Source organism: Vibrio pacinii DSM 19139, from assembly GCF_000711795.1.
Classification (GTDB): domain Bacteria; phylum Pseudomonadota; class Gammaproteobacteria; order Enterobacterales; family Vibrionaceae; genus Vibrio; species Vibrio pacinii.
This window is the reverse complement of the sequence record NZ_JONH01000002.1, coordinates 233,709-257,097: the sequence shown is the minus strand read 5'-3', so window position 1 is coordinate 257,097 and position 23,389 is coordinate 233,709. Positions and strand designations below refer to the sequence as shown.

Genomic DNA, 23,389 nt, shown 5'->3' with positions numbered 1-23,389 from the left:
AAAAAAGCGATGGTAATCCATCGCTTTTTTATTAGATTAGCGAAATAGCCAAGGATACAGTCGGGTGTTTGCTAAACCTTTGATAAGACCAAAGGTCATCACAAGAGCACCAAATAGAATCACTGCATCCTTGCTAAGTCCGTTGAGCTCAAGTATCCCGGTGATATTCATCATTACAATGATCATCGGCAAATGGGCAACATAAAATGGCAATACATATCGTGACTGGGCTGCAAGCCAGCTCTGAGCGCCAAGGCTAGGTTTAGACAGCAGCCATAAAAAGCAACCACTGCCCCACAATACTGTGCCAAACAGGAAGTCATTGGCATTAAAGGCTTGGCCAAAGTGATTGAGGACAGCTGCCTCGGTGAAGTGCAACGCCATACCAATCAAGGCGAGCCACAGTGCCTGGCGGCTAGTGGCGGTAATGGATTGTTGTCGAATGCTAAAGCCGATGGCAAACAAAAGCGTACTAAAGAACGGGCCGTTACGAGTAAAGAATGGAGCCCAAAATCCGGTAAACTCTTGGTAACTACCTGCGAGAACGCCGTAAACGTAGAGCGCAAAGCCCAGTGGTACAAATAGCTCGGTCTGTTTATATTTGCTTAGCACGGCACCAATAGCTGCGGCAATCATCAACGCGGGAATAAACCATAAATGCACCAACCCACCTTCAAGTAGTGAGTTAAGCGGTGTTTGGGCTAAAAATCCCCAATAGCCTTGTCGTTCGGCTAAATAGCCATGTTCTGCCACGGTGGCCAAGTTAAACGGCATTGCAAGGCAAATGACACTCCAAACAACAAACACCTTCAGCAGCGGCGAGACATATCGATACAAGGTTTGCGTTGGCGCGAGCACCAGTTTGGGTTGAATCAAATAACCTGAGATTAAGAAAAACAGTGGGACAGCAAAGCGAGTGGCTTGATTGAACAAATAACCAACCCACGGCGTGCCATCAAACTGCCAATAGCTGATGAACATCTGGCAATGCATCGCGGCAATAGCGATGATAGCGACGACCCGACCAAGTTCAATGCTCTGAATTTTTTTATTTTCCATAATGATCACTAAATCAACAAAATCTGTGAAGCTATACCAGTAGATAGCTAAAGGGGGATGATTCTAATCAAATTGTCGTATGACAATGGTCAGTCAATAGAGATTATGCGAGCTCTCTCAATAAGTGAGTTTATTTCTTCTGCTGTTATTGGTTTATACACAAAGCGAAATACTGATAAGAAGTTGAAAAAAAGTACGAGTGTGCTAAAAGTAACAGCAGTAATGATGAGAGAGCAGTATGAGCAAAGGCAAAATCACCCGCGACAATATTCTGAATACCGCGTTTGAACTAGCAAGCGAGAATGGTTTAGAAAGCTTGACGATTGGTGAACTCGCTAAGCAGTGTGGGATGTCTAAAAGCGGTTTGTTTGCCCACTTTAATTCAAAAGACAACTTGCAAATAGCGGTATTAGAGTATGCTAATGCGGTGTTTACTCAGCGTGTTATTGCCCCTGCGCGGCTACGAGAGTCAACCACGATAGAAGGCAAGTTGACGATGTTGCTCGATAATTGGCTTGGTTGGAATCATTCGTTTCAGGGCAGTTGCATGTTCCTGGATGCGTGGAAAGAGACCAGCGCAGAATCTACTCCGACTCAACACGTACTGAAAAAGACCATTGCATCTTGGATTGAATATTTACGTATTCAAGTGGCTAAAGGGATCGAAAACGGTGAATTTCGCCAGAGCTTAGACCCGAAGCAAGCCACGTTTGAGTTATACGGGCTCTATCTTAGTGCACACTTGTTCTATTCAATTCATGGTCAAGAAGCAAGCTATCAACACTTTTGGTCGGGAGTAAAGCGCTTGGTTGCCGATTGGAAATAACATTCAGATAAGCTGAGTAGTTAACTACTTGGCTTATTATTTAATCACAAATAGCACGGTCGTTCGTTTTTTCGTTGATGTAAAGACTGGCAGTAAAAGGAAAAACCCATGAGTGAGAAGATTTACTTTAATACTTCACAAAAATTCAGCATTAAGAAGAGTTTAGTCAACCTGACGACACGCTTGCATTACACGCTATTGCCCCAGCATGCTAAAAAGACGGCGCGTAAGTTATTGTTGACTCCGGCGCGAACTAAACCAAAAAACGCCGAGCCGCAGGGTTTAATTAAAGGCGAGGTGATATCTAAAGAGGGGGTATTAAAAACGTATCAGCTTGGCAGTGGGCCGATATGGATTTTAACTCACGGCTGGTCCGGCAGTTCAAGCCAGTTTTATCCGCTGATGGAGCATATCGCAAGTCGAGGCTTCACCGCGCTGGCTTACGATCATCCTGCACATGGTCAAAGCGAAGGTGCTTACGGCCACATTCCAGCTTTTGTTCATGGCCTTGAGGTGATTTTAGATAGTGTTGAACAAGAAGTGGCAGGGTTAGTCGCGCACAGTATGGGGACGGCGTCGTCGATTGAGTGTCATCATCGCAAATTGGCGGGTAAGCCTTTTTTGCTTATTGCGCCAGTACTTGACTACCTCGATAACCTGTTTGGCAGTGTCGCGCGCTCTGGCTACTCAATGCGCTTATTTAACGCAGTGGTATCGGATGTTGAACAAGAATACCGTTATCCAATTCAATCTATCGATCCGTATGGCAAGCTGAAACAGCGACAAACTAAGACCATTATTGTTCATGATGAGGGGGATAAATTTACCAAGTATCCAGTCTCGAAAAAAGCAGCTGAGGAGATGGACAATGTCGAGTTAGTCACCACGCAAGGTCAAGGTCACGGTCGAGTGATGAAGTGCCAACAAGTCATGGAGAGTTTCGATAAGCTCGTTGCTTAATGCGAGTGATTTTTCGAAACAACAGGCGCAGATCATTAGTCTACGTACATCTCATTTTTCGTCTATCATGGTTATATAAGTGTCAGCAAGGTTCTCCACCTAAGGTTCGTTATGTTTTTTACTAAGAAGAAAGAGTCACCGCTAAAGTCTAGTCATGCCGATGATGTGTACACTTCATTAAAAAAACATGTTGCATGGATCGAGTTCAACCTAGAAGGAATCATCCAAGATGCAAGCTCACTGTTTTTGAATGTTGTAGGGTATTCGTTGGATGAAGTGAAAGGAAAACACCACAAGATCTTTTGTTCTGATAGTTATACCAGTTCTTCTATTTATTTGAGTTTCTGGCAAGATCTTGCCAATGGCATTATCAAGGAGGGGACTTTTGAGAGAAAGAACAAGCAAGGCGAGACCATCATTCTTGAAGCCACCTACTTCCCGATTAAGGACATGGACGGTAAGGTCACGGGCATCGCAAAGATTGCTTCGGATATCACTCAGCTGTATTACAGAAATCAAAAGAACGATGCTCTTTTTTCAGCCTTAGACAAATCGCAGGCCATTATTGAGTTTGATCCTAGTGGAACCATACTTTTTGCCAACGCTAACTTCTTAAAAACATTAGGCTATAGTGATAACCAAGTTGAAGGAAAGCATCATCGGATGTTTTGTTTTGATGACTTTTATGAAGAAAATCCTAAGTTCTGGCAAGAACTACAAAGTGGCCAGATAAAATCAGGACTTTTTCAGCGTCGTAGCGCCCACGGATCGAGTGTCTGGATAGAGGCAACATACAATCCGATAATGGATAGCGCTGGTAATGTTGTAAAAGTCGTTAAGTTTGCCACCGACATTACAGAGCGTGTTGAACGTAACCGCGCAATAGCTGAAGCTTCAGAGATCGCCTATTCTACGTCGGTCGAGACGGCACAAATCGCCCAAGAAGGCTCTAAGCTTTTAGCCGATTCTGTTGCAGTTTCTTTAAACGTATCGCAAAAAGCGCAAGAGACCGCCGAAAAAGTACAACAGCTAAAATCGAGCTCGCAAAATATTCAAGATATTGTGTCGACCATACAAGGCATAGCAGACCAAACTAACTTATTAGCTCTTAATGCGGCCATTGAAGCGGCAAGAGCGGGCGAGCATGGAAGGGGGTTTGCTGTTGTTGCTGACGAAGTGCGAAAACTCGCGTCTCGGACTTCAGACTCCACTGACGAGATTGTTAGTGTTGTTGAAGAGAATCAGGGTCTTATCAACGAAGTCACTGCTAGAATAACTGAAATGTCATCAATCTCAGAAGCCGGGAATGCCAAAATTACCGAAGTATCATCGGTGATGGATGACATACATAAAGGTGCCGAGAACGTTTCTAACACCGTGTTACAACTTTCTGACAGTCAGTCTTCTTAGTGACTTATGTTTTATGGTTAGCCTATTTTTAAATTGGTCATTGATGTCAATGTATGCTCGGAGGTTTATTGGCACTGCTTATCAATGACGAGATGAAAAAATGAGCACTTTATAGATGGAAAAATATTCAAATTATTCATGACGTTAACATTTACAACCTTGTTGTTGATATGGTTAACAAATTCGCAATGAAAAATTATTTTCACGTGAGGTTATGTGGGATCCTTTGCATGCCACATGGCCCTCATAAGGAAAATAATAATGAATAGAAACGATAGTGTCCCTTTACCGACCAATACCCGAGAATGGTTTTTTAACCGTAACAGCATGATCATCTTAGCGGATGTGATTTTGTTTGCGGTGATGTATTTTACGTTACCCTTTGATCCTCAAGTTGTATTGGGGATCTGTATGTTAACGTTTGTTGCGATTCTTTGGTTAACTGAAGCCCTACACGTTACGGTAACCGCTATTTTAGTGCCAATTATGGCGGTACTGTTTGGTGTGTTTAATACCCAAACCGCGTTAAATAATTTCGCTAACTCCATCATCTTTTTGTTTTTGGGCGGTTTTGCACTCGCGGCTGCAATGCATCGTCAAGGGCTAGATAAGGTCATTGCCGATAAAGTACTGATTGTTGCGAAAGGCAAAATGAGTGTTGCAGTGTTCATGCTTTTTGGTGTCACAGCTGCGCTTTCGATGTGGATCAGTAATACCGCGACTACTGCGATGATGTTGCCATTGGTGCTTGGTGTATTGAGCAAGGTGAATTCTGAAAGTGGCCACAAAACCTATGTGTTTGTGCTGCTGGGTATTGCGTACAGTGCCAGTATTGGTGGTATCGCAACGATTGTCGGTAGCCCACCAAATGCGATTGCAGCGGCCGAAGTGGGGTTAACCTTTACTGACTGGATGAGGTTTGGCGTACCAACCAGCTTAATTTTATTACCTGTGTCGATAGTTGTACTGTTTGCGGTGTTAAAGCCGGATCTTTCAGGTCAGTTTGAACTTAATCATGAGTCAGTGGATTGGGACAAAGGAAAAATTGTCACCTTGCTGATTTTCGCTGCGACCGTTTGCTTGTGGATTTTTAGCAAACCGATCAATGCCATGCTTGGCGGTTACGCTAAGTTCGATACTATCGTCGCTTTGGGGGCGATAGTCGCCGTCAATTTTGCACGTGTCGTGCACTGGAAAGACATTGAAAAAACCGCTGACTGGGGTGTGTTGCTGTTGTTCGGTGGCGGTATCTGTTTGAGTAACGTACTTAAAGCGACGGGCACCAGTGTCTTTTTGGCCAATGGGTTGAGCGAGATGATCTCGCACCTTGGCATTTTCTTTATTATTGCAGTCATCGCAGTCTTTGTTGTATTCCTGACGGAGTTTGCAAGCAACACAGCGAGCGCCGCATTGTTAATTCCAGTGTTTGCCAGTGTGGCAGAAGCGTTTGGTATGTCACCGGTTGTCTTATCTGTGTTGATCGCAGTAGCGGCATCGTGTGCCTTTATGTTGCCAGTGGCGACGCCGCCTAATGCCATCGTGTTTGGTTCTGGACATATAAAGCAAAGTGAGATGATGCGTGTCGGGATTATTCTCAACATCGCATGTATTGGCGTACTAACCTTTATCGCGCTAAGTTTTTGGACGTAAATAATGTGTTAAGTTCTACATAAGAGCAAAAAATCCTCGAAGTGATTCGAGGATTTTTTTTACAGGTACTCAGCTCAGAGTGTGAATGGAAATTGTATTTGGACAAAAGCTTGCTAGGAGTTTTACTAATCTAGCAAAATACGAATAACTTTTAGTATTGAAAAATCGCTTGGTGTATTGTCCAGTGCTGCTGGTGCAGATCCGTCACTGTAGTGAAAGAACGCACAACTTACTTATTTATAGAGAGGAATCGGTCTTGTTCAAAATAGGATTAAGTGCTAATTTTTCAGCGCTCAATCCTTATTTTTTATGCAACTACCTATTGCGAAGATATACTTTTAATCCTGAGTGGATAATAATATAACCATGTTTATCCAATTCATATTCCCCAGCATCTTTTTTAGATGTTTTATGTTTAAACCTAACAAAATCATTAGATTTATCTACAGAAGCAATAAAAGATCGAGAGAATAAGTCTTCTAATAAGGATTCAGCACTGACACCTTTACATGTTGAATTAATTATGTACTTTGCATGTTTATAAGTGCAGTTGTATTTGTTATTAATCTCCTTTAAAGAATCAAATATATTCTGAATCTGAACTTTATCATAGAATGAAGACAATTCATTACTCAACTCTTTGACGAGCTCAGATGAATACTGGCCAAGTAATGAATTTACATTCCTCTTATCCAATGGTAGGTTATAACGACCTGTTTCCAAAGGCTTGAAGAACAAAATAAGATCTCTTGGCCTCAAAAATGTATGATCACAGATATATTTGAATGAAGTCTTCGGATGAAAACACTCTTCGACTAAAGACACCCACGCAGAACCTTTATTCTGTTCTACGCCAGCCTTAATCAAGGCATTTCTAGCTCGTTTTTCAATCAATCTCTTCAACCCTAGCTCATCTTCACGATCCTGCTGAAGGTACTCTTCCTGATACCAATCAAGATTAGTTGAATAGGATGAAAATATTTTAGCTACATCTGCTTCTAATGGTGCTAACAGACGTTCAACATCATCACGAATAAGAATGATAGCTTTTGCAGATACATTGTTCTTAGCAAATACATTATTATTAACATATTTTGCTGTTCTTAATAGGTTAACGATTGTATCTACTGATTCTGGATCATTTGCACTAAAGCCAATATCGAGATCATCAAAGAAAACGACATATGAATTTTCGTTTTCTAGATTTCCTTTTGAAGCAAGTACAGATGTCACAACAGTTTCTAAATGAGGCAGTAATTTATAATATGGCGCACGTGACTCTTTAATTTGAATATCCTGTCCATACTTCCCTTTAAAGAACCTTTTGAATTGTTCAATACTGACTTCAAATTTATGCTTCTTAATAAGTTCTATTATTTCCCCTTTATCTATATCAATATAACCAGAGTTCTTCTTAAGAAACTCCTTAAGCAACTTTAAGTCTTGTCCGTGTTCAATCGCTTCATTCTCAAAGAACATCTTCAGTATATTTGTATAAATAAGCCATTTAAATAAATGTTCTTTGCTTTGTTTATCTTCTGATTCTTCAGTACCGAGTTGAACCAACGTTTCCATATTTACGGTATCTTGTCTTATGAAAGAGCAAAATAAATTGGCGTTGTTCTTCGATAGTGTATAGGCATACTCAGCAAATGCACTCTTACCGCATCCTTTGCGCCCTATTACAATGAACTTTTCGTTAGAAAGTTCATTAAATAGGTCATGGTGATCTTCGTAAACATCAAACAAAGACACTCGAGAAGTGGGTAATGATTCAGCTTCCGCTTCAGGTGCACCAAAAAATAAAGCAGCTTTGTTCTTTCTAGATAAGCCTTTAAAAACCACGTAGCCTCCAACCTATACGTTTAATATTTTAACAACATTGCGAATTTTACTACGAACTATCTGAAAGTAATGTGATTTTCACTGAGTTTACGCACGCCGCCGTGATTTGTAGCATAACGCTTTATCTACGGATCAACTCCTCATATTGTTCATGTCCAGGCAGAGCTAGCAATCTAAAGGTATCTATGAACCAGTATTGGAGATTTTTGCATAAGGTTTTGTAATGATTTCCTATAACGACCAAAACAAACTATGGGGCAAAAACGTTTGAGTGAGTTACGTTAGTTAATAAATAGCAATTCGTGGCGATCCAGCATACAGATTCAGTACTATTGTGGCGTGATTTAAGGAGTGTGATGATTGCCGTTGCAGACGGCGCATTCTGTGATGAGATCAGGTCAAAACAACAGCAGCGTACTTATCTGACCATGATTAAAATCATTGGATTAAAATCAGCGGTTTATAGAACAAGTATTATTCATTGTTATTTCGGTGGTTATCATGTGGACCAGAGCATGTTAGTATTGCTAGCTTTTTGAACGTCCTCACACTTTTTTGTAATCTGTGTGAGGGAAATACACGGCTTCCGAGCCCTAAAAAGCGAAGTACTTATGTCAAATATGACGAATGCCGCCTCTCATGTTCCGATCGAGGACGCAGATTATTCTGCTATCCACCCTCCCTCTATTCTTAAGCGCCTTGAGTTAACCAACCCCGTTTTTTGGTTAAGTGGTAGTTTCCTTTCCCTGTTCGTTGTGCTCGCATTGACGAGTTCAGACTCTCTAACCGCAATGGTTAACGCAGGCTTTGGCTTTGCAACGCAATACTTTGGTGCCTACTGGCAAGTTCTTCTTTTACTCAATTTCCTTATTGGTTTGGCAATCGCTCTTGGTCGCACTGGTTACGTGCGTTTGGGTGGCTTAGCGAGACCAGAAATCGATACCTTTAAGTGGCTATCGATTGTACTTTGTACTCTGCTTGCAGGTGGTGGTGTTTTTTGGGCCGCCGCCGAGCCGATTGCGCACTATGTTTCTGCGCCGCCGTTGTATGGTGAAGCGACGGCAAAAAAAGCTGCGATTAACGCACTGTCGCAATCCTTTATGCATTGGGGCTTCTTAGCCTGGGCCATTTTAGGCTGTCTATCGACGATTGTATTGATGCACCTTCATTACGACAAAGGTCTGCCACTTAAGCCTCGCACTCTGCTTTATCCCATCTTTGGTCGTAAAGCGATCGATGGTTGGATTGGTAATGTAACCGATGCGTGCAGCATTATCGCTGTGGCTGCTGGTACTATCGGCCCGATTGGTTTCCTAGGCTTACAGATTAGTTATGCCTTAAACGAATTATTTGCTATTCCAGATACGTTTTTGACTCAAAGTTTGGTGATTTTGTTTGCCATTGCTATGTACACCTTGTCGGCACTAAGTGGTGTAAGTAAGGGGATTCAAATTGTCAGTCGTTACAATATTTTATTGTCAGTGGCTCTGATTGGCTACATCTTACTGTTTGGCCCAACAAGCTTCATTGTTGATGGTTATGTGCAAGGGGTTGGCCGCATGATCGACAACTTCTTCCCGATGGCGCTTTATCGTGGTGATACGGGCTGGTTAAGCTGGTGGACCGTGTTCTTCTGGGGATGGTTCATTGGATATGGTCCTATGATGGCGATTTTCATTGCTCGAATCTCACGTGGCCGCACCATTCGACAGCTCATTTTGTCGATTAGTATTGCAGCCCCACTGATCACTTGCTTCTGGTTCAGTATTGTTGGCGGCAGCGGCTTAGCCTTTGAACTGGCGAATCCGGGAACTATCTCAACGGCATTTGAAGGGTTTAATTTACCGGCTGCACTGCTTGCCATTACCGCAGAGCTTCCTTTCCCGATAATAATGTCGGTGCTGTTTTTGATCTTAACCACCACCTTTATCGTGACGACTGGTGACTCGATGACTTACACCATCAGTGTCGTTATGACAGGTTCAACCGAGCCTAGTGCTGCGATCCGTGCGTTTTGGGGTGTCATGATGGGGATTGTCGCGATTGCGTTGATATCGATGGGAGCCGGCGGAATCTCAGCCTTGCAATCTTTCATTGTTATTACTGCTGTACCGGTCTCGTTCATATTGTTGCCAAGCTTATGGCAAGCGCCGAAAATCGCTAGCCATATGGCGAAAGAACAAGGTTTGGTTTAACTTTCCGTTTGATTGATAAGAGCCCTTTTGGGCTCTTTCTTTTTATGGGTCCTTGATCATGTATCAAAAGGTAAAAAAATACTGGTGTTAAGTTAATTGGTTTAGCAGAGAACGGATTAATGGCTTACAGTTAAATCAATGTTTTAAATACAGTCAGTGGTGGCCATGGGATCGCTCGATTCAGGGATGAGAAATCGACACAACAACCGACTTGGACATTATTTTTTATTGCTGTTTGCTGCGTTACCTGTTGGTTTGTTCGTTGCAATGCTATCTGTCTACTCGCCGCAAGGGTGGGGGCATCAATCTGATTGGATTCCAAGCTTAGGCATTCAATTTGCGCTTCGGCTGGACGGTTTGTCGATGCTGTTTGCTGGCTTAATCACTGTCATTGGTACTTTAATTCAGCTTTATGCATGGTCATACCTGCGCCAAAGTCATGCGCGCTTCTCTTTTCATCTCTACCTGACGTTGTTCATGCTGGCCATGCTAGGAATAGTATTGAGTGACAATATTTTACTGCTGTTTGTATTTTGGGAATTAACCACGATAACGTCCTACTTGCTGATTGGCTTTAATCACCATAAGTCAGTTTCGCGCAAAAATGCGTTACAAGCGTTACTCATTACCGGAGGCGGCGGACTTGCGTTACTCGCCGGCTTAATTTTACTGGGCATGATGGCGGGCAGTTATCAATTGGGGGTGATCATTGAGCGCGCTGCGCTGATTGTTGAGCATGATGCTTTTATTCCTTCGTTAATTCTGGTGTTGGTTGGTGCCTTTACCAAGTCTGCACAGTTTCCTTTTCATTTCTGGCTGCCTAATGCGATGGCTGCGCCAACTCCTGTTAGTGCTTATTTGCACTCGGCAACCATGGTCAAATCTGGCATTTACTTACTGGCGCGTGTATCGCCTATCTATGCTAATCACGAGCTATGGTTTTACAGCCTAACCATTGTTGGTACGGTCACGGCGATTTGGTGTGCGTTATTGGCACTGAAACAAACCGACTTAAAACTGATGTTGGCATACAGCACCAATGTGGCTTTGGGTAAATTGACGTTATTGTTGGGTATTGGTACAGAGTTGGCGGTCCTTGCCGCGTTGATTTTTATTCTCGCCCACTCCTTTTACAAAGCGGCGCTGTTCATGGTGATCGGTAATATCGATAAAGCCACAGGAACGCGCGATCTCCATCGGGTAAAAGGGCTAAAAGCATTGATGCTGTTTAGCTTTATTGCCGCGGTTGGCGCAGCGTTATCGAAAGCGGGTGTGCCACCACTGCTTGGCTTTATGAGTAAAGAGTACATGTATAAAGCGGCACTTGATGTTAGCGTTTGGCCTTCAGTGGCGCTTTTGCTGATTAACGTTGCAATGGTCACGATGGCACTGGTGTTGGTGATTAAGCCTTTTTTGGTCAAAGCTACCCCAGACTCGCCGCCTGCTAAAGCGATAGAACGTGACATTGGGTTATGGCTCCCAGCGCTGTTGCTTGCGTTGGGTAGTGTGTTAGTACCACTACTCGGGCTCGAATGGCTAAGTGAGTACATACTCATCAGTGGCGTATCGGCCGTTACCCCACCAGTCTCGTTACCAGACGTTAAATTATGGCATGGTGTGAATACGGCCCTATTTATGAGCGTGATAACGTTATTACTCGGCGCCGTGCTTTATCGCTACTATGATCGCAGCGTTGTTCGATTGTCTCAATGGATGGCTAAAACGCCGAGTGCTGATGATCTGTTCGATCGCAGCCTCAATGGGTTAATGTTTGTGGCTAATGCTCAAACGGATCTGCTCCAGAAAAAACGCTTGTCTCTTTATGCGATGATGTCATTGACGGTCTTAGCGCTACTGCTGCTCACTTTTGGCGTTGGGCTACCAGATTTGCATTGGGTCGATTTCACTAACCTCGCGCTTTATCAGGTTGCCATCGCGTTATTGATTGTCGCTGCCGTGGGTGTCGTACTGCGTTCGGGTTCTCGACTATTATCCGTGGCTTCTTTGGGCGTTATTGGCTTTCTATCCACTTTAGTTTTTATGATTTTTAGCGCCCCAGATGTTGCCAAAACTCTGTTGTTAGTTGAAACGCTGATGGTCGTGTTCGTGGTTATCTTGATGCGCCATCTACCTAGACTAAGTCAAGTACCACCGCATCCGAAAATAAGACGCTTGGGTCACGGCATTATTGCTGCAGTGATTGGCCTTTCAGTGACTTCGTTATTGATTGCCATTACCGCGCAACCGCTCGATACCACACTCACGACATTCTTTGCCCAAAACAGCTTACCTGGTGGTTATGGGCGCAATATTGTCAACGTGATTTTGGTTGATTTTCGTGCCTTTGATACGCTCGGAGAAGTGGTGGTGGTGGTGATCGCAGGGTTGGCAGCCGTGAGTTTATTACCTAAGCAAAACCGCTACATCAATAGAGTACAATCGTTAATCTTCACCACCACGGCTCATATAGTTGCAACATTAATGCTGGTGTTTTCCGTTTATTTGCTACTTAGAGGCCACAATGCACCGGGTGGTGGTTTTATCGGCGCATTGATTGCCGTACTTGGCTTGTCACTATTAATGTTGGCTGAATCACCGCGTTATGTTGAACGCAGAATCCACTTTTCCCCGTTTAGCCTCGCTTTGTTTGGCGTTGCATTGAGTATGTTTGCTGGGGTGATGGGGCTCGCCTCTGGTCAAGCATTCTTAACCGGATTGTGGTGGAAAGAGATCCTACCCATCGGCACCCCATTGATCTTTGATGTTGGTATTTACCTTGCCGTGATCGGTGGAGTGATGGGGATGATGCTCAGAGTGAATGAGGAGCTTGATTGATGGAAGTGCTATGGAGTCTCGTGGTTGGAGTGCTGGTTAGCGCAGGTGTTTATTTGCTGCTAGAGCGGCATGTATTGCGGTTGTTGTTTGGATTAATCCTACTGAGCAGCGCGGTGAATTTGGCTATATTAGTTGCGGGGCGTTTAACGGTTGCCGTACCACCGTTGATTGACTTCGAGGCGACTCTCCCGCCTGCAGACGCAGCAAACTCCTTGCCACAGGCCTTAATTCTTACCGCGATTGTGATTGGTTTTGGTTTGCTGATTTTTGCTTTGTTGCTGATCTATCGGGCGTTTATTGAAACAGGTAGCGCTGACATTGATCAAATGCGTGACTCGGAGCGAGAATGATGACCGGTTTGTTATTAACTTTACCTGTTTTAATCGCATTGATAACCGCGGTGACTTTATATGTCGTTCGAGCTTCGTTACGCGCAATAGAATGGTTGAGTGTCACCAGTGCCGTGGCTCAACTTTTGGTGTGCGCTGCTTTGGTCAATCAAGTGATGATAGATGGGGTTCAAGCGGTGGCGTTCGGCGGTTGGAGTGGCCCATTCGGCATTGTTTTTGTGGCTGACTATCTTAGTGTCGCGATGGTGATGGTGACCGCGGTTATCGGTATTGTGGCCGTCGTCTATGCGATGGGTGATCTACGCGATAAAAAATCTTATGGCTTATATCACACCTACTTTCATATCTTATTGGCGGGCATCTTTGGTGCTTTTCTTACTGGCGATATCTTTAATCTGTATGTCTGGTTTGAGGTGATGTTAATTGCTTCGTTTGGTTTGATGGTACTCGATGCGACTAAAACACAGATAGAGGGAGCCGTGAAATACGTTATTCTCAACCTGATTTCGACGTTAACATTATTGCTCGCGATTGGTTTGATGTATGGCGCGACGGGAACTTTAAACTTGGCTGATTTACACGGTAAATCAGCGCAGATAGCCGCTAGCACGCAGCAGATGATTGCGGTGCTATTTCTTTTTGCTTTTGCGATTAAGGCAGCCTTATTTCCACTGTTTGCGTGGTTGCCTGCTTCTTACCACACGTTACCAAGTGGCGTCGTTGCGCTGTTTGCCGCGTTACTAACCAAGGTCGGTGTTTATGCGTTGATTCGAGTGTTTACTTTGGTTTTTCCACTGACTGACACGACGATTCAACCGGTTTTGATCTGGTTAGCTGGGCTCACAATGCTAACGGGAGTCTTGGGGGCTGCTAGTCAGTTTGATGTAAAGAAAATACTTTCTTTTCATATAATTAGCCAAATTGGCTATATGATTATGGGCTTGGCGCTATATACACCTTTGGCGCTGACTGGCGCCATTTTCTACATCATTCACCACATCATAGTGAAGGCCAATCTGTTCTTAATTGGCGGCGTTCTAGAGAAAAAATATCACTCAAGCCAACTGCGTCAGCTTGGTGGGGCCTATCAAACCATGCCCGGACTTGCGCTATTATTCCTCATTCCGGCCTTTTCTTTAGCGGGCTTTCCACCTCTATCCGGGTTTTGGGGCAAGTTTTTGGTCATTAAAGCCAGTATTGAACAAGAGTACTTTTGGCTTGCTGCGGTTGCTCTACTCGTTGGGTTACTGACGGTGTTTTCAATGAGCAAGATCTGGAGTGAGGCGTTTTGGAAGCCACTTGATGAGCAAGCGAAGCCCCCTTGTGGTTTGAATGGTCAATGGCGTTACTATCTTCCTATTATGACGTTGACGTCACTGACGATCGTGATAGGCCTCGTGGCTGAGCCATTTTACCGTTTTGCCGAGGTTGCAGCTGTGCAGTTATTTGACCCTAAAGAGTATTTAGCCGCGGTATTAGGAGGGCAGCAATGAACTACTTTTTGCTCAACTTATTTCTTGCTGCTGCGTGGATGATGCTCAATGGTCAGTATGACAGTGCAAATTTCACGCTAGGTTTTGTGATTAGCTTTTTTGCGCTGCGTTTAAGTCAGCCGTTTGGTCTTAAAACCAGTTATTTTAAGCGTTTTTATGCCGTGATAAATCTTCTGTGTTTCTTTTTATACGAACTGATCGTTTCGGCGGCGCGAGTGGTGTGGGATGTTGTCACACCAACCCATCTCAGCCAGCCCGACATTGTTTATGTACCACTGGATGTGAGGAGTGATATTGAAATCACACTGCTTGCCAACATGGTTTCGTTGACGCCCGGTAGTTTAAGTTTGGATGTGACACCTGATAAAAAACATTTGATCGTCCATGCGATGTTTGCCGAAGAGCATCAGGCTGTGATCGAACCGATTAAAAGCGGGCTAGAAAAACGAATTTTGGAGGTAACACGTGGATGACGGGTTAAACATGGCACTGACCTTTGCATATGCTGGGCTATTGGTCAGTATTGCGATGGCCATGATCAGGTTAGTGATAGGACCAACCCTTGCTGACCGTGTGGTGGCACTTGATTTGATCGCCTTTATCACGGTTGGGTTTATTACGGTGTTCACTTTAGATAGCGGACAAGAGCCTTTGCTTGATATTGCGATCACCCTTGGGCTGGTAGCATTCTTAGGTACGATTGTATTTGCTCGCTTGATCGTTCGACGTATTGGGGAAGAGAAATGACGCTGGTGATTAGTTTACTACTGGTAATCGGTACGCTACTGATTATGATTGCCAGTTTAGGCGTGTTACGCATGCCTGACCTTTACACGCGGATGCATGCGGCGACGAAAGCGGGCACCGTGGGATTAAGTACGTTGCTACTGGCTGTTGCGTTGGCGATTCCTGATTTGACGGTTCTTTCACGTGTTGTTGGCACCTTGCTGTTTATCTTTCTCACCGCTCCGGTGGCGACCCACTTGCTTGGTAAAGCGATGCGCCACAGTGGTTACCCAATGTGGCGCAATAACAAATCGTCAGATAATAAATCCCAGCGTGGCGGTTAATTGATTGGTGAAACAAACCCATCGGGTTTGAGTGCAACAAGTGAGCATTTGACCGCTTGAAGAATGTTTTCAGCGGTATTACCAATGACAAAACCCGGAATGCCAGTTCTTGCTAGCGTACCCATTACCAAAACGTCAATGTTATTTTTTTCGACACATGCAGTAATTTTTTCATCGGGAAGTCCATGCAAATGATGGATCTGCACATTGCCAGAAATTTGTGCTTCGCGGATCAGTTGATCGAGCGCTTCGCGATGGTGTTGTTGCGCGATCTTAATCTCTCGATTTAACTCATCATCTTCAATCTTAATCCAAACATGTTGATGCAGATAACGCTCCAACTGATATTCCCAGCATGAAACGATGTGTAAGCGACTGTCACAACTATCAGCAATCGACCGTGATAGCTCAAGAAGCCTAAGTGATAAGCGATGGTGTTCATCATTGCTGGGCGTCGGATCGATAGCGACCGCAACTCGACGTTTATTTCGTGGGTGGTGGGCGGGGCGATTAAGCCAAACGGGACATGGGCATTTGCGTAACAATGTCATGTCCATTGCTTTGAAACCTTCACCATTGTTTTCGACTGGCTCGGCATCTTTGATGACTAAATCGTAGTGGTGCTGGTTAACCGCGCGGATAATACTCACCGCTGGCTGCTCGTCACAAGCAAGTTGCAATGGGAAAGGAGTCTGTGATTCAGTGATTGAGTCACTCTGTCTTACGCTGTTTATCTGTTGTTCTATGGATTGAAAGAGAGAGCCACGGTAGATCTCTTGGTATTGTTCCATATGATCGGGTAAAGGTGGGCTTACGATTAAACCGTTGAGAGTCGCGTTATTATTGGCCGATAGCCTGAGCGCTTGTCCTATCGAGTCACTTTCGCTTGGTAGTCCTCGGCTCACATAAAGTATGTTCTTAAATTTTTTCATACCTGTCTCCTTGATTGGCAGTGTGTCTCGATTACCTTTGACATTTTTAGCGCAGACCAAGAGCTTGGCGAAGTACAACACCGCCCTCTAAGTGTTGTATTAAGATCGCACTTTTCCAAGTCCGATTTGTAAACAGGTATTGCGGATTTGATCGCGATAAGCACGGTTATAGCGATTATGGGACTTTTGAATAATCAGAAAGATAGGGAATGGCACTTTGTTGTCAAAGCGCCTTAATCATGTGGTGGTGAAAAGAGAATGCTGAGTCGCTGCTTGAACGAGAGACCTTTGCGGCGCACTTCATTAAACATCGTTTGCCACTCTTTGAACGTCACAACGAAAGGGTTATTACTTTTGATGGGTTTGCTAATGCCATAACGAACGGTTTCGATTTCTGGTTCGAAGGTGGCAAACAATTTGTCCCAAACAATCAGGACTCCGGCGTAATTTTTATCAATATATTGGGGATTGCGTCCGTGATGTACTCTGTGATGTGACGGCGTATTGAAAATTAATTCTAACCAACCTAATGAGCGCACCCACTGAGTGTGGACGAAGAACTGTAAACCGAGGTTGAGCAAAACGGCGAACACGACCCATTTGGGTTCAAAGCCAACAATGACTAGGGGCACCCAAAACAGCCACATGCCCGCGAATGGGTACATCAAACTTTGGCGAAAGGCGGTACTAAAATTCATTCGCTCTGAGCTGTGATGCGCGACATGAGCTGCCCACATCCAGCGTATGCGATGGCTGGCGCGGTGAAACCAGTAGTAGCAGAAGTCTTGCAGCACAAGCAGGAGCAAAAAAGTGCTGACGGTCATCTCAATATCAAACAGATGCCAACCAAACAGCCATAGGTAGAGCTGAACAATCAGCAATCCCGTTATCAAATCGGCCAATTGATGCATCCCTGCTAGGGTAAAGTTGCACGCCACTTCTCTCAGTTTATAGGCAGAGTTCTCTGGCAGGCGACCACGTTTTTGACCTATCCAGTACTCGGCCAACATCAGGCCAATAAATAACGGTGCGAGTAGCATCAGCAGCCACTCTGGGTTGTCGATTAAGGTCGTGAAATCCATGTCTCAGTGACTCGTAATGGTGATCATTTCAGCTTACCACTTAGCATAGTGGTCTTCCGTTAAGCCGATGATTTGGTGTAGTTGATGTTTTTCGCCGTGATTATCGCAAATCTCGCCACTAAAATGACCAATAAACTGGCGAAAGTTACTTTTTAGAAAACCAAGATTAAGCTTTTCACTGCGTTTATTAAGCGGCTGAAAAGTGAGATTTATCGCGTCATCAATCGAGGTAATTCGCCAAGCTTGGCTTAGATCGTCACGATTGAACTCAAACTGCGCGGGGCCAAGCAAATGGCGTTCACCATCGATCCAAAGTACGTTTTCGCAGGCTCCGGTTTCGTTAACACCCGCAGCGAGGTTGAGGCCGATGACCTTTCCTTGGTTGTGAGCACTTATGCTGGCCCAACGCCAACTGGTTTCTCGGCGCATAAACCCAGCGGAAAAATCGTAACCCGCGAAAGCCTGGCTGAGGTCGACTTGGTGGCCGTTAACTTCAAGTTTGCCATCTAACCTTAATCCATTGTGCTTTTGGGTATAGGTCCAGCCTGTGTAACCCGTTGGTGTGCATAGCGCGAGTGGTAAACTTGCTTTGAGTGGCCGCAGTGTTAAATCGCATTCGAGGTGACGACTACGCGCATGAACGTGCCACTGACCTTGGTGAATATCAAAACTCAGTTTACCTGCAATGGCGCAGGTTCCATGGAAACTAGATCCAGACATCTGGTGATCAAAACCGAGTGGCCTCAGCCACGTCTGCTCAACTAAGGTGTCTTGTTCGCGGTCGTAGACATAACAAAAAGCTGAAGCTAAATAACGAATATCGGCGATAGCGATACCCACTACATAGCGTTTGGTAAATAGGCTAACAAACTGAAATTGCTTAAAATCGAAGTGCTTGGCTAAACGGCTTGCAGGCTTGTCCATTGCGTTGCGATAGTCAAAGTCATCGATACCGAGCTGGTTTGGCGCAGCATTGAAGTAGCCATAGTTAGGCTTACCTTCTGGGCCAATTAAACGCTCGGGTTTCGTTTGAGTTTTTATCATGCTCTATTTACAAACAATTAACACTCAGACTAGTTTAAGCAAAAAAGCTGACCGGTGAAAGTCAGCTTTTTTTGTAGAGCTTATTCGCTTTCGCGCTTTGACGCCCAGGCATACATCAGCTCAAGAGCAATCGTCGCACCAGCCAGGGCGGTCACATCGCTGTGATCGTATGGAGGAGAGACTTCCACCACATCCATGCCGATGATATTTATCCCCGCCAGCCCACGAATAACCTTAAGTACCTTGTCTGAATTCAAGCCACCACAAACGGGTGTTCCGGTGCCGGGAGCAAACGCAGGATCAAGGCAGTCAATATCGAAGGTGACATAGACAGGCTTGTCGCCGACGATGTCGCGGATTTGCATGACAATCTCGTCTGCAGAGAGATCGTTAGCTCGCATTGCATCGATGACGTTAAAACCATGTTCTTGCTGCTTGTATTCGGTGCGAATGCCAATCTGTACCGAATGCTTTGGTGCAATTAAGCCTTCTTTCGGCGCATGATAAAACATTGTGCCATGGTCATAGTTGCTGCCGTTGGCATAGGTATCCGTATGGGCATCAAAGTGAACCAAAGCCATTTCGCCATAATGTTTGGCATATGCGCGTAAAATCGGCAAAGTAATAAAATGATCGCCGCCTAATGCGAGCATGGTTTTACCGCTTTTAAGAATTTCACTGGTGGCCGCTTCTAAGCGGTAGGTGAAATCTTCCGCATCACCGCTATCGAACACTAAGTCACCGGCATCGATCACTTTGACACGTTCAAATACGTTGAAGTCCCAAGGAAATTTTTTGCCTTCCCAAGCCAAGTTGACCGACGCGCGTCGAATCGCATCCGGGCCCATACGAGCACCAGGGCGACCAGACGTTGCCATGTCGAGTGGGACACCGAGTACGACAAGGTCGGCATCCGCGGAGACAGGGTTGCGCAGATAAGGTCTGCGCAAAAAGCTCATCGAGTTTGAGTAGAGTGAATAATCAGTCTTAGTAAACAAATCATTCATTTAGAAATCCTCTAAGTAGGTGTAGCCCGTCAGGCCACCTTCTAATTCAGCGAGAATCGAAGCTTGCTCATCGGCGTTAACGCGTTCAGAGACGAGCTCACGATAGTTAAGGCGAATTTTATCAACGTCGATATGAACATAGCGCATCATATCTTCAACGGTGTCGCCTTCGTCAATACGTTCAATTTGTGCTTCACCGTTTTCGTCAACGGTGACTACCGCGCTATGGGTGTCGCCAAATAGGTTGTGCATATCCCCCAAGATCTCTTGGTACGCGCCAACCAGGAAAAATCCCATCAAGTACTCTTGGTCTTTACTCCAAGCGGGTACTGGCAAGGTGGTTTCAATCCCTTGACCTTCGACGTATTGTTCAATCGCGCCGTCTGAGTCACAAGTGATATCGAGCATCACCGCACGACGATCTTCGACATTTTCCAAGCCTGATAAGGGCAGCACTGGAAATACTTGGTCGATACCCCAAGCATCAGGTAGCGACTGGAACAGCGAGAAATTAACGAAGAATTTATCCGCTAAACGTTCGCTCAATTGGTCAAGTATAGGGCGATGGAAACGGTTTTTGTTACTCATTTGGCGGCTCAACTCATAATAAATTCGTAATGAGAGTTGTTCTGCCCATGCACGTTGCTGAAGGTTCATCACGCCAGTTGCAAACTGGGTATGCACTTCGGCCAAATCGCTCTGAGTATCATTATAGGTTTCAATCAACGCTCTAGCATCACTACCAGTTTGCAGATTTTGCCAACTGCTCCACATATTGTGCAGTAATGTTGGGTCATCTTCGTTTGGTACAGTGACGTCTTCTGGGTGATACGCCTCGGTACCAATCACGTTAGTGATCAAAACGGCATGGTGCGCTGTTAATGAACGGCCCGATTCCGAAATAATCACAGGCACTGGTTGAGCGTATTGCTCACATACATCGCCTACGGTGGTCACAATGTTTCGTGCATACTCAATTAAGCCATAATTCATTGAGTTAGATGATTGGCTGCGCGTGCCGTCATAGTCGACCGCAAGGCCACCACCAATATCAAAGTATTTAATGTCGGTACCCATTTCCCGAAGTTCGCAGTAAAAGCGCGCCGATTCATTCACGCCATTGCGGATATCACGAATATTGGCCATTTGCGAACCTAAGTGAAAATGCACCAGTTGCATCGCATCGAGCTGTTGTTCTTGCTTCAGACGCTCGATTACCGTCAATACTTGTGAAGCCGATAGACCAAACTTTGATTTCTCACCACCACTCGATTGCCACTTTCCTGCCCCTTGCGACGCCAAGCGAATGCGAATACCTAAACGTGGTTTTACACCTAGACTCTTGGCTTCTTTCAGCACGAGATCAAGCTCAGACAGTTTTTCTAGGACGATAAAGACTTTGTGACCAAGTTTTTCGCCAATCAATGCTAGGCGAATGTATTCTCTATCTTTGTAGCCGTTACAAACGATCACTGAGCTGGCTTTCTGCGCGAGTGCCAATACTGCTAACAATTCAGGCTTACTGCCTGCTTCGAGTCCGAGCTGCTTGGTTTCGAGTTGAGCCTGGCTTTCAAGAATCTCATCAACCACTTCTTTTTGTTGGTTAACCTTAATCGGGTAAACCAGCAGATAGTTATTCTGATATTGGTATTCTTCGATCGCTTGGTTAAACGCCTCACAAATACCGTGCACGCGTTGGTGCAAGATTTGTGGGAATCGCACTAATACAGGCAGGTTGAGTTGGTGCTGCACAAGTTTAGTTACAATACGGCTTAGCGGAACTTGAAAAGCATTATCGCTACGAGGTGAAACATAAACTTCACCTTGGTTATCAATACCGTAGAAGCCTTGGCTCCAGTAATCTACGTTGTAATCAGCACGAATACGATCAAGTTTGGAAATGTTTTCCACATCAAAACTCACAAAAACAGAGAGGAAATAAACATGGCTCACAGGTAGGGGAAGCCATACCAGACATAGGGTTGGTAATAAATTCTAGGCCGCTAGGTCGAGCGTATTAACGGTTAAAACGCTTATCGTGTCTAACAAAAACAATTTATCGTTAGGATTGCTTTATCGGAAGTTTGGCAAATGCTTTTTCAATGTGAATACGTGTCTTTATTTGCCTGAGCTGAACCGTTAAACTGTGGGCAAATTGATTACGGGTGGAATGACCATGGCAAAATTAACCCTGCAAGAGCAGATGCTTAAAGCTGGCTTAGTGAATGAGAAAAAGCTGAAAAAGGCCAAAAAAGGCTCTAAGAAGTCGCGTGTGCAAGCGCGTGAAGTAAAAGCGGCGGTTGAAGAGAGTAAACGTCAGCAACAAGAGCACGATAAAGCGCTCAGTAATGAGCAAAAAGAGCAGCGTTTGAATAAAGAGATTCAGGCGCAGATTAAGCAGCTTATTGAAATGAATAAACTCGATCAGAAAGAGGGTGACATCAAGTACAACTTTACTGATGGGACATTAGTGAAGTCACTGTATGTTGAGTCATTGGTTCGTGATCAGCTAGCGAAAGGGATTTTATCGATAGCGCGTCATGAAGAGTCTTATGTCGTCATTCCTAGCATAGTGGCGAAGAAGATTGCCATGCGTGACGACAGTGTGTTGATTGAACAAAATGCGTTGGCAGAGGATATTGCCGCGGAAGATGACCCATACGCAGATTTTGTCGTACCTGACGATCTGATGTGGTAATCAGAACGTTTATCTAATTAATTGGCGAGTGTTTATGCCTGCTCAACCATGAACTCGCCAATAATGCCATTGTCTTGATTAAGAATTTGACCAGTGTGACTGTCTTCACTGTAGTTGAGAGCAAGATGGCTATTACCAACTTCACTGTTAACACGAATATGTCGAAGCAGAATATCACTGTTGAGTTGGTGTACAGCGGCTTGCCAGATCTGGCTAGTTTGGAACATATGAAAGTGGACTGTCATAGTTCTCCTTATTTTTGTGAAATTTGTTTAGTATTGCGTGCGTTTTGAAACCAAAAACGCTTACGACCGGTTGAACGAGACATAATAAGCCTTAATGAAAAATCGGTTTGATCATAAATCAAACTAATAGGGGTGTTGCCAGTTATTTATCTTGGAAAACGAGAAGCTAGGAAGACAGAAGCACAGTTTGTGAGGATAGGTGCAAAGTTTTGATAGGTTCGAAAAAGAGGATAAATAGTGAGGGTTAGAGAAGAGTTGGTGCAAGCAACTGATGTTGCTTGCACCAATTCAAATTAGATAGCTACAACGTTAGCAGCTTGTGGGCCTTTTTGGCCTTGTTCAACTTCGAAAGCAACCTGTTGGCCTTCTTTCAGAGTTTTGAAACCTTCAGATGCGATAGCACGGAAGTGAACGAATACGTCAGCACCGCCATTCTCTTGAGAAATAAATCCGAAACCTTTCTCTTCGTTGAACCATTTTACTGTGCCAGTTGTTTTGTTAGACATAATGTGTCCCTTATATTTAATTTAATGTAGTGCGCTGAAACTTTGACTATTTAATGTAACGGTGAAGCTAAGGGAAACACTGAGGATAACAACGATGACGCGGTAATTCTAAGGATTTACTTTTGACTTGCGGTTTCACTAATAACCCTGTTCTGCAGAGCACGTACATAATACCTCTTTGG

Annotated in this window: 22 protein-coding genes; 13 read left to right on the top strand and 9 right to left on the bottom strand. The window is 44.4% G+C overall.

The genetic code is table 11. From position 1 onward, the window contains the following. Positions 1–36: 36 nt before the first annotated feature. Positions 37–1,059, bottom strand: coding sequence for an acyltransferase (locus BS19_RS03385; protein ID WP_038173329.1), 1,023 nt, complete (start codon positions 1,057–1,059; stop codon positions 37–39). Positions 1,060–1,297: 238 nt separating this feature from the next. Here BS19_RS03385 and BS19_RS03380 point away from each other — a divergent pair, with 238 nt between their 5' ends. The 4 genes from BS19_RS03380 to BS19_RS03365 all read left to right on the top strand — a co-directional run bounded on the left by BS19_RS03380 (position 1,298) and on the right by BS19_RS03365 (position 5,905). After that, on the top strand, positions 1,298–1,885 hold the full coding sequence (locus BS19_RS03380) for a TetR/AcrR family transcriptional regulator (RefSeq protein ID WP_038173326.1): 588 nt from the start codon (positions 1,298–1,300) through the stop codon (positions 1,883–1,885). Positions 1,886–1,993: 108 nt separating this feature from the next. Next, a complete protein-coding gene (locus BS19_RS03375; protein WP_038173325.1) occupies positions 1,994–2,845 on the top strand; it encodes an alpha/beta hydrolase in 852 nt (283 codons plus the stop codon). Positions 2,846–2,956: 111 nt separating this feature from the next. Then, on the top strand, positions 2,957–4,255 hold the full coding sequence (locus BS19_RS03370; protein ID WP_038173324.1) for a methyl-accepting chemotaxis protein: 1,299 nt from the start codon (positions 2,957–2,959) through the stop codon (positions 4,253–4,255). 261 nt (positions 4,256–4,516) lie between these two features. Further along, positions 4,517–5,905: an SLC13 family permease gene (locus BS19_RS03365; RefSeq protein ID WP_038173323.1), complete on the top strand. Its 1,389-nt coding sequence runs from the start codon at positions 4,517–4,519 to the stop codon at positions 5,903–5,905. A 315-nt stretch (positions 5,906–6,220) separates the two neighbouring features. Here the strand turns inward: BS19_RS03365 and BS19_RS03360 are convergent, their stop codons facing one another. Beyond that, positions 6,221–7,750 (bottom strand): P-loop ATPase, Sll1717 family, encoded by a 1,530-nt coding sequence (locus BS19_RS03360; RefSeq protein ID WP_038173322.1) that lies wholly within the window; start codon positions 7,748–7,750, stop codon positions 6,221–6,223. A 356-nt stretch (positions 7,751–8,106) separates the two neighbouring features. On the opposite strand from BS19_RS03360, the gene BS19_RS03355 reads away from it, so the two are divergent. From BS19_RS03355 to mnhG, 8 genes are all read left to right on the top strand, one after another. Continuing rightward, a complete protein-coding gene (locus BS19_RS03355) occupies positions 8,107–8,289 on the top strand; it encodes a hypothetical protein (RefSeq protein WP_038173321.1) in 183 nt (60 codons plus the stop codon). Between the two features lie 72 nt (positions 8,290–8,361). Beyond that, positions 8,362–9,945 carry a BCCT family transporter gene (locus BS19_RS03350; RefSeq protein ID WP_038173320.1) on the top strand — a complete coding sequence of 528 codons (1,584 nt, stop codon included), beginning with the start codon at positions 8,362–8,364 and terminating at the stop codon, positions 9,943–9,945. Between the two features lie 267 nt (positions 9,946–10,212). Continuing rightward, on the top strand, positions 10,213–12,780 hold the full coding sequence (gene mbhE, locus BS19_RS03345; RefSeq protein WP_051686494.1) for a hydrogen gas-evolving membrane-bound hydrogenase subunit E: 2,568 nt from the start codon (positions 10,213–10,215) through the stop codon (positions 12,778–12,780). Beyond that, complete coding sequence (locus BS19_RS03340) at positions 12,780–13,130, top strand: Na+/H+ antiporter subunit C (protein WP_038173318.1); 351 nt, start codon at positions 12,780–12,782, stop codon at positions 13,128–13,130. Before mbhE ends, BS19_RS03340 begins: the two co-directional genes overlap by 1 nt. Then, a complete protein-coding gene (locus BS19_RS03335) occupies positions 13,130–14,623 on the top strand; it encodes a proton-conducting transporter transmembrane domain-containing protein (RefSeq protein ID WP_038173575.1) in 1,494 nt (497 codons plus the stop codon). Before BS19_RS03340 ends, BS19_RS03335 begins: the two co-directional genes overlap by 1 nt. Next, a complete protein-coding gene (locus BS19_RS03330; RefSeq protein ID WP_038173317.1) occupies positions 14,620–15,096 on the top strand; it encodes a Na+/H+ antiporter subunit E in 477 nt (158 codons plus the stop codon). Before BS19_RS03335 ends, BS19_RS03330 begins: the two co-directional genes overlap by 4 nt. Positions 15,097–15,106: 10 nt before the next feature. After that, positions 15,107–15,370 carry a monovalent cation/H+ antiporter complex subunit F gene (locus tag BS19_RS03325; protein WP_157631130.1) on the top strand — a complete coding sequence of 88 codons (264 nt, stop codon included), beginning with the start codon at positions 15,107–15,109 and terminating at the stop codon, positions 15,368–15,370. Then, positions 15,367–15,693: a monovalent cation/H(+) antiporter subunit G gene (gene mnhG, locus BS19_RS03320; protein WP_038173315.1), complete on the top strand. Its 327-nt coding sequence runs from the start codon at positions 15,367–15,369 to the stop codon at positions 15,691–15,693. The genes BS19_RS03325 and mnhG overlap by 4 nt, the downstream gene beginning before the upstream one ends. Here mnhG and BS19_RS03315 read toward each other — a convergent pair. From BS19_RS03315 to speA, 5 genes are all read right to left on the bottom strand, one after another. After that, positions 15,690–16,625 (bottom strand): universal stress protein, encoded by a 936-nt coding sequence (locus BS19_RS03315; protein WP_038173313.1) that lies wholly within the window; start codon positions 16,623–16,625, stop codon positions 15,690–15,692. The genes mnhG and BS19_RS03315 overlap by 4 nt on opposite strands. Positions 16,626–16,858: 233 nt before the next feature. Beyond that, positions 16,859–17,707, bottom strand: coding sequence for a sterol desaturase family protein (locus tag BS19_RS03310; protein ID WP_038173311.1), 849 nt, complete (start codon positions 17,705–17,707; stop codon positions 16,859–16,861). Positions 17,708–17,740: 33 nt separating this feature from the next. Next, the gene (locus BS19_RS03305; protein ID WP_038173310.1) at positions 17,741–18,751 is read right to left on the bottom strand and encodes a DUF2804 domain-containing protein; all 1,011 of its coding nucleotides are present in this window, start codon (positions 18,749–18,751) and stop codon (positions 17,741–17,743) included. Between the two features lie 80 nt (positions 18,752–18,831). Next, on the bottom strand, positions 18,832–19,758 hold the full coding sequence (gene speB, locus BS19_RS03300) for an agmatinase (protein ID WP_038173308.1): 927 nt from the start codon (positions 19,756–19,758) through the stop codon (positions 18,832–18,834). Beyond that, complete coding sequence (gene speA, locus BS19_RS03295) at positions 19,759–21,669, bottom strand: arginine decarboxylase (protein WP_038173306.1); 1,911 nt, start codon at positions 21,667–21,669, stop codon at positions 19,759–19,761. 265 nt (positions 21,670–21,934) lie between these two features. Here speA and BS19_RS03290 point away from each other — a divergent pair, with 265 nt between their 5' ends. Continuing rightward, a complete protein-coding gene (locus BS19_RS03290) occupies positions 21,935–22,456 on the top strand; it encodes a DUF2058 domain-containing protein (RefSeq protein WP_038173305.1) in 522 nt (173 codons plus the stop codon). Between the two features lie 32 nt (positions 22,457–22,488). On the opposite strand, the gene BS19_RS03285 is transcribed toward BS19_RS03290, so the two are convergent. Both BS19_RS03285 and cspE read right to left on the bottom strand, forming a co-directional pair. Next, positions 22,489–22,701, bottom strand: coding sequence for a hypothetical protein (locus BS19_RS03285; protein ID WP_038173304.1), 213 nt, complete (start codon positions 22,699–22,701; stop codon positions 22,489–22,491). A gap of 293 nt (positions 22,702–22,994) precedes the next feature. Continuing rightward, a complete protein-coding gene (gene cspE, locus BS19_RS03280) occupies positions 22,995–23,207 on the bottom strand; it encodes a transcription antiterminator/RNA stability regulator CspE (RefSeq protein WP_038173303.1) in 213 nt (70 codons plus the stop codon). Positions 23,208–23,389 lie beyond the last annotated feature (182 nt).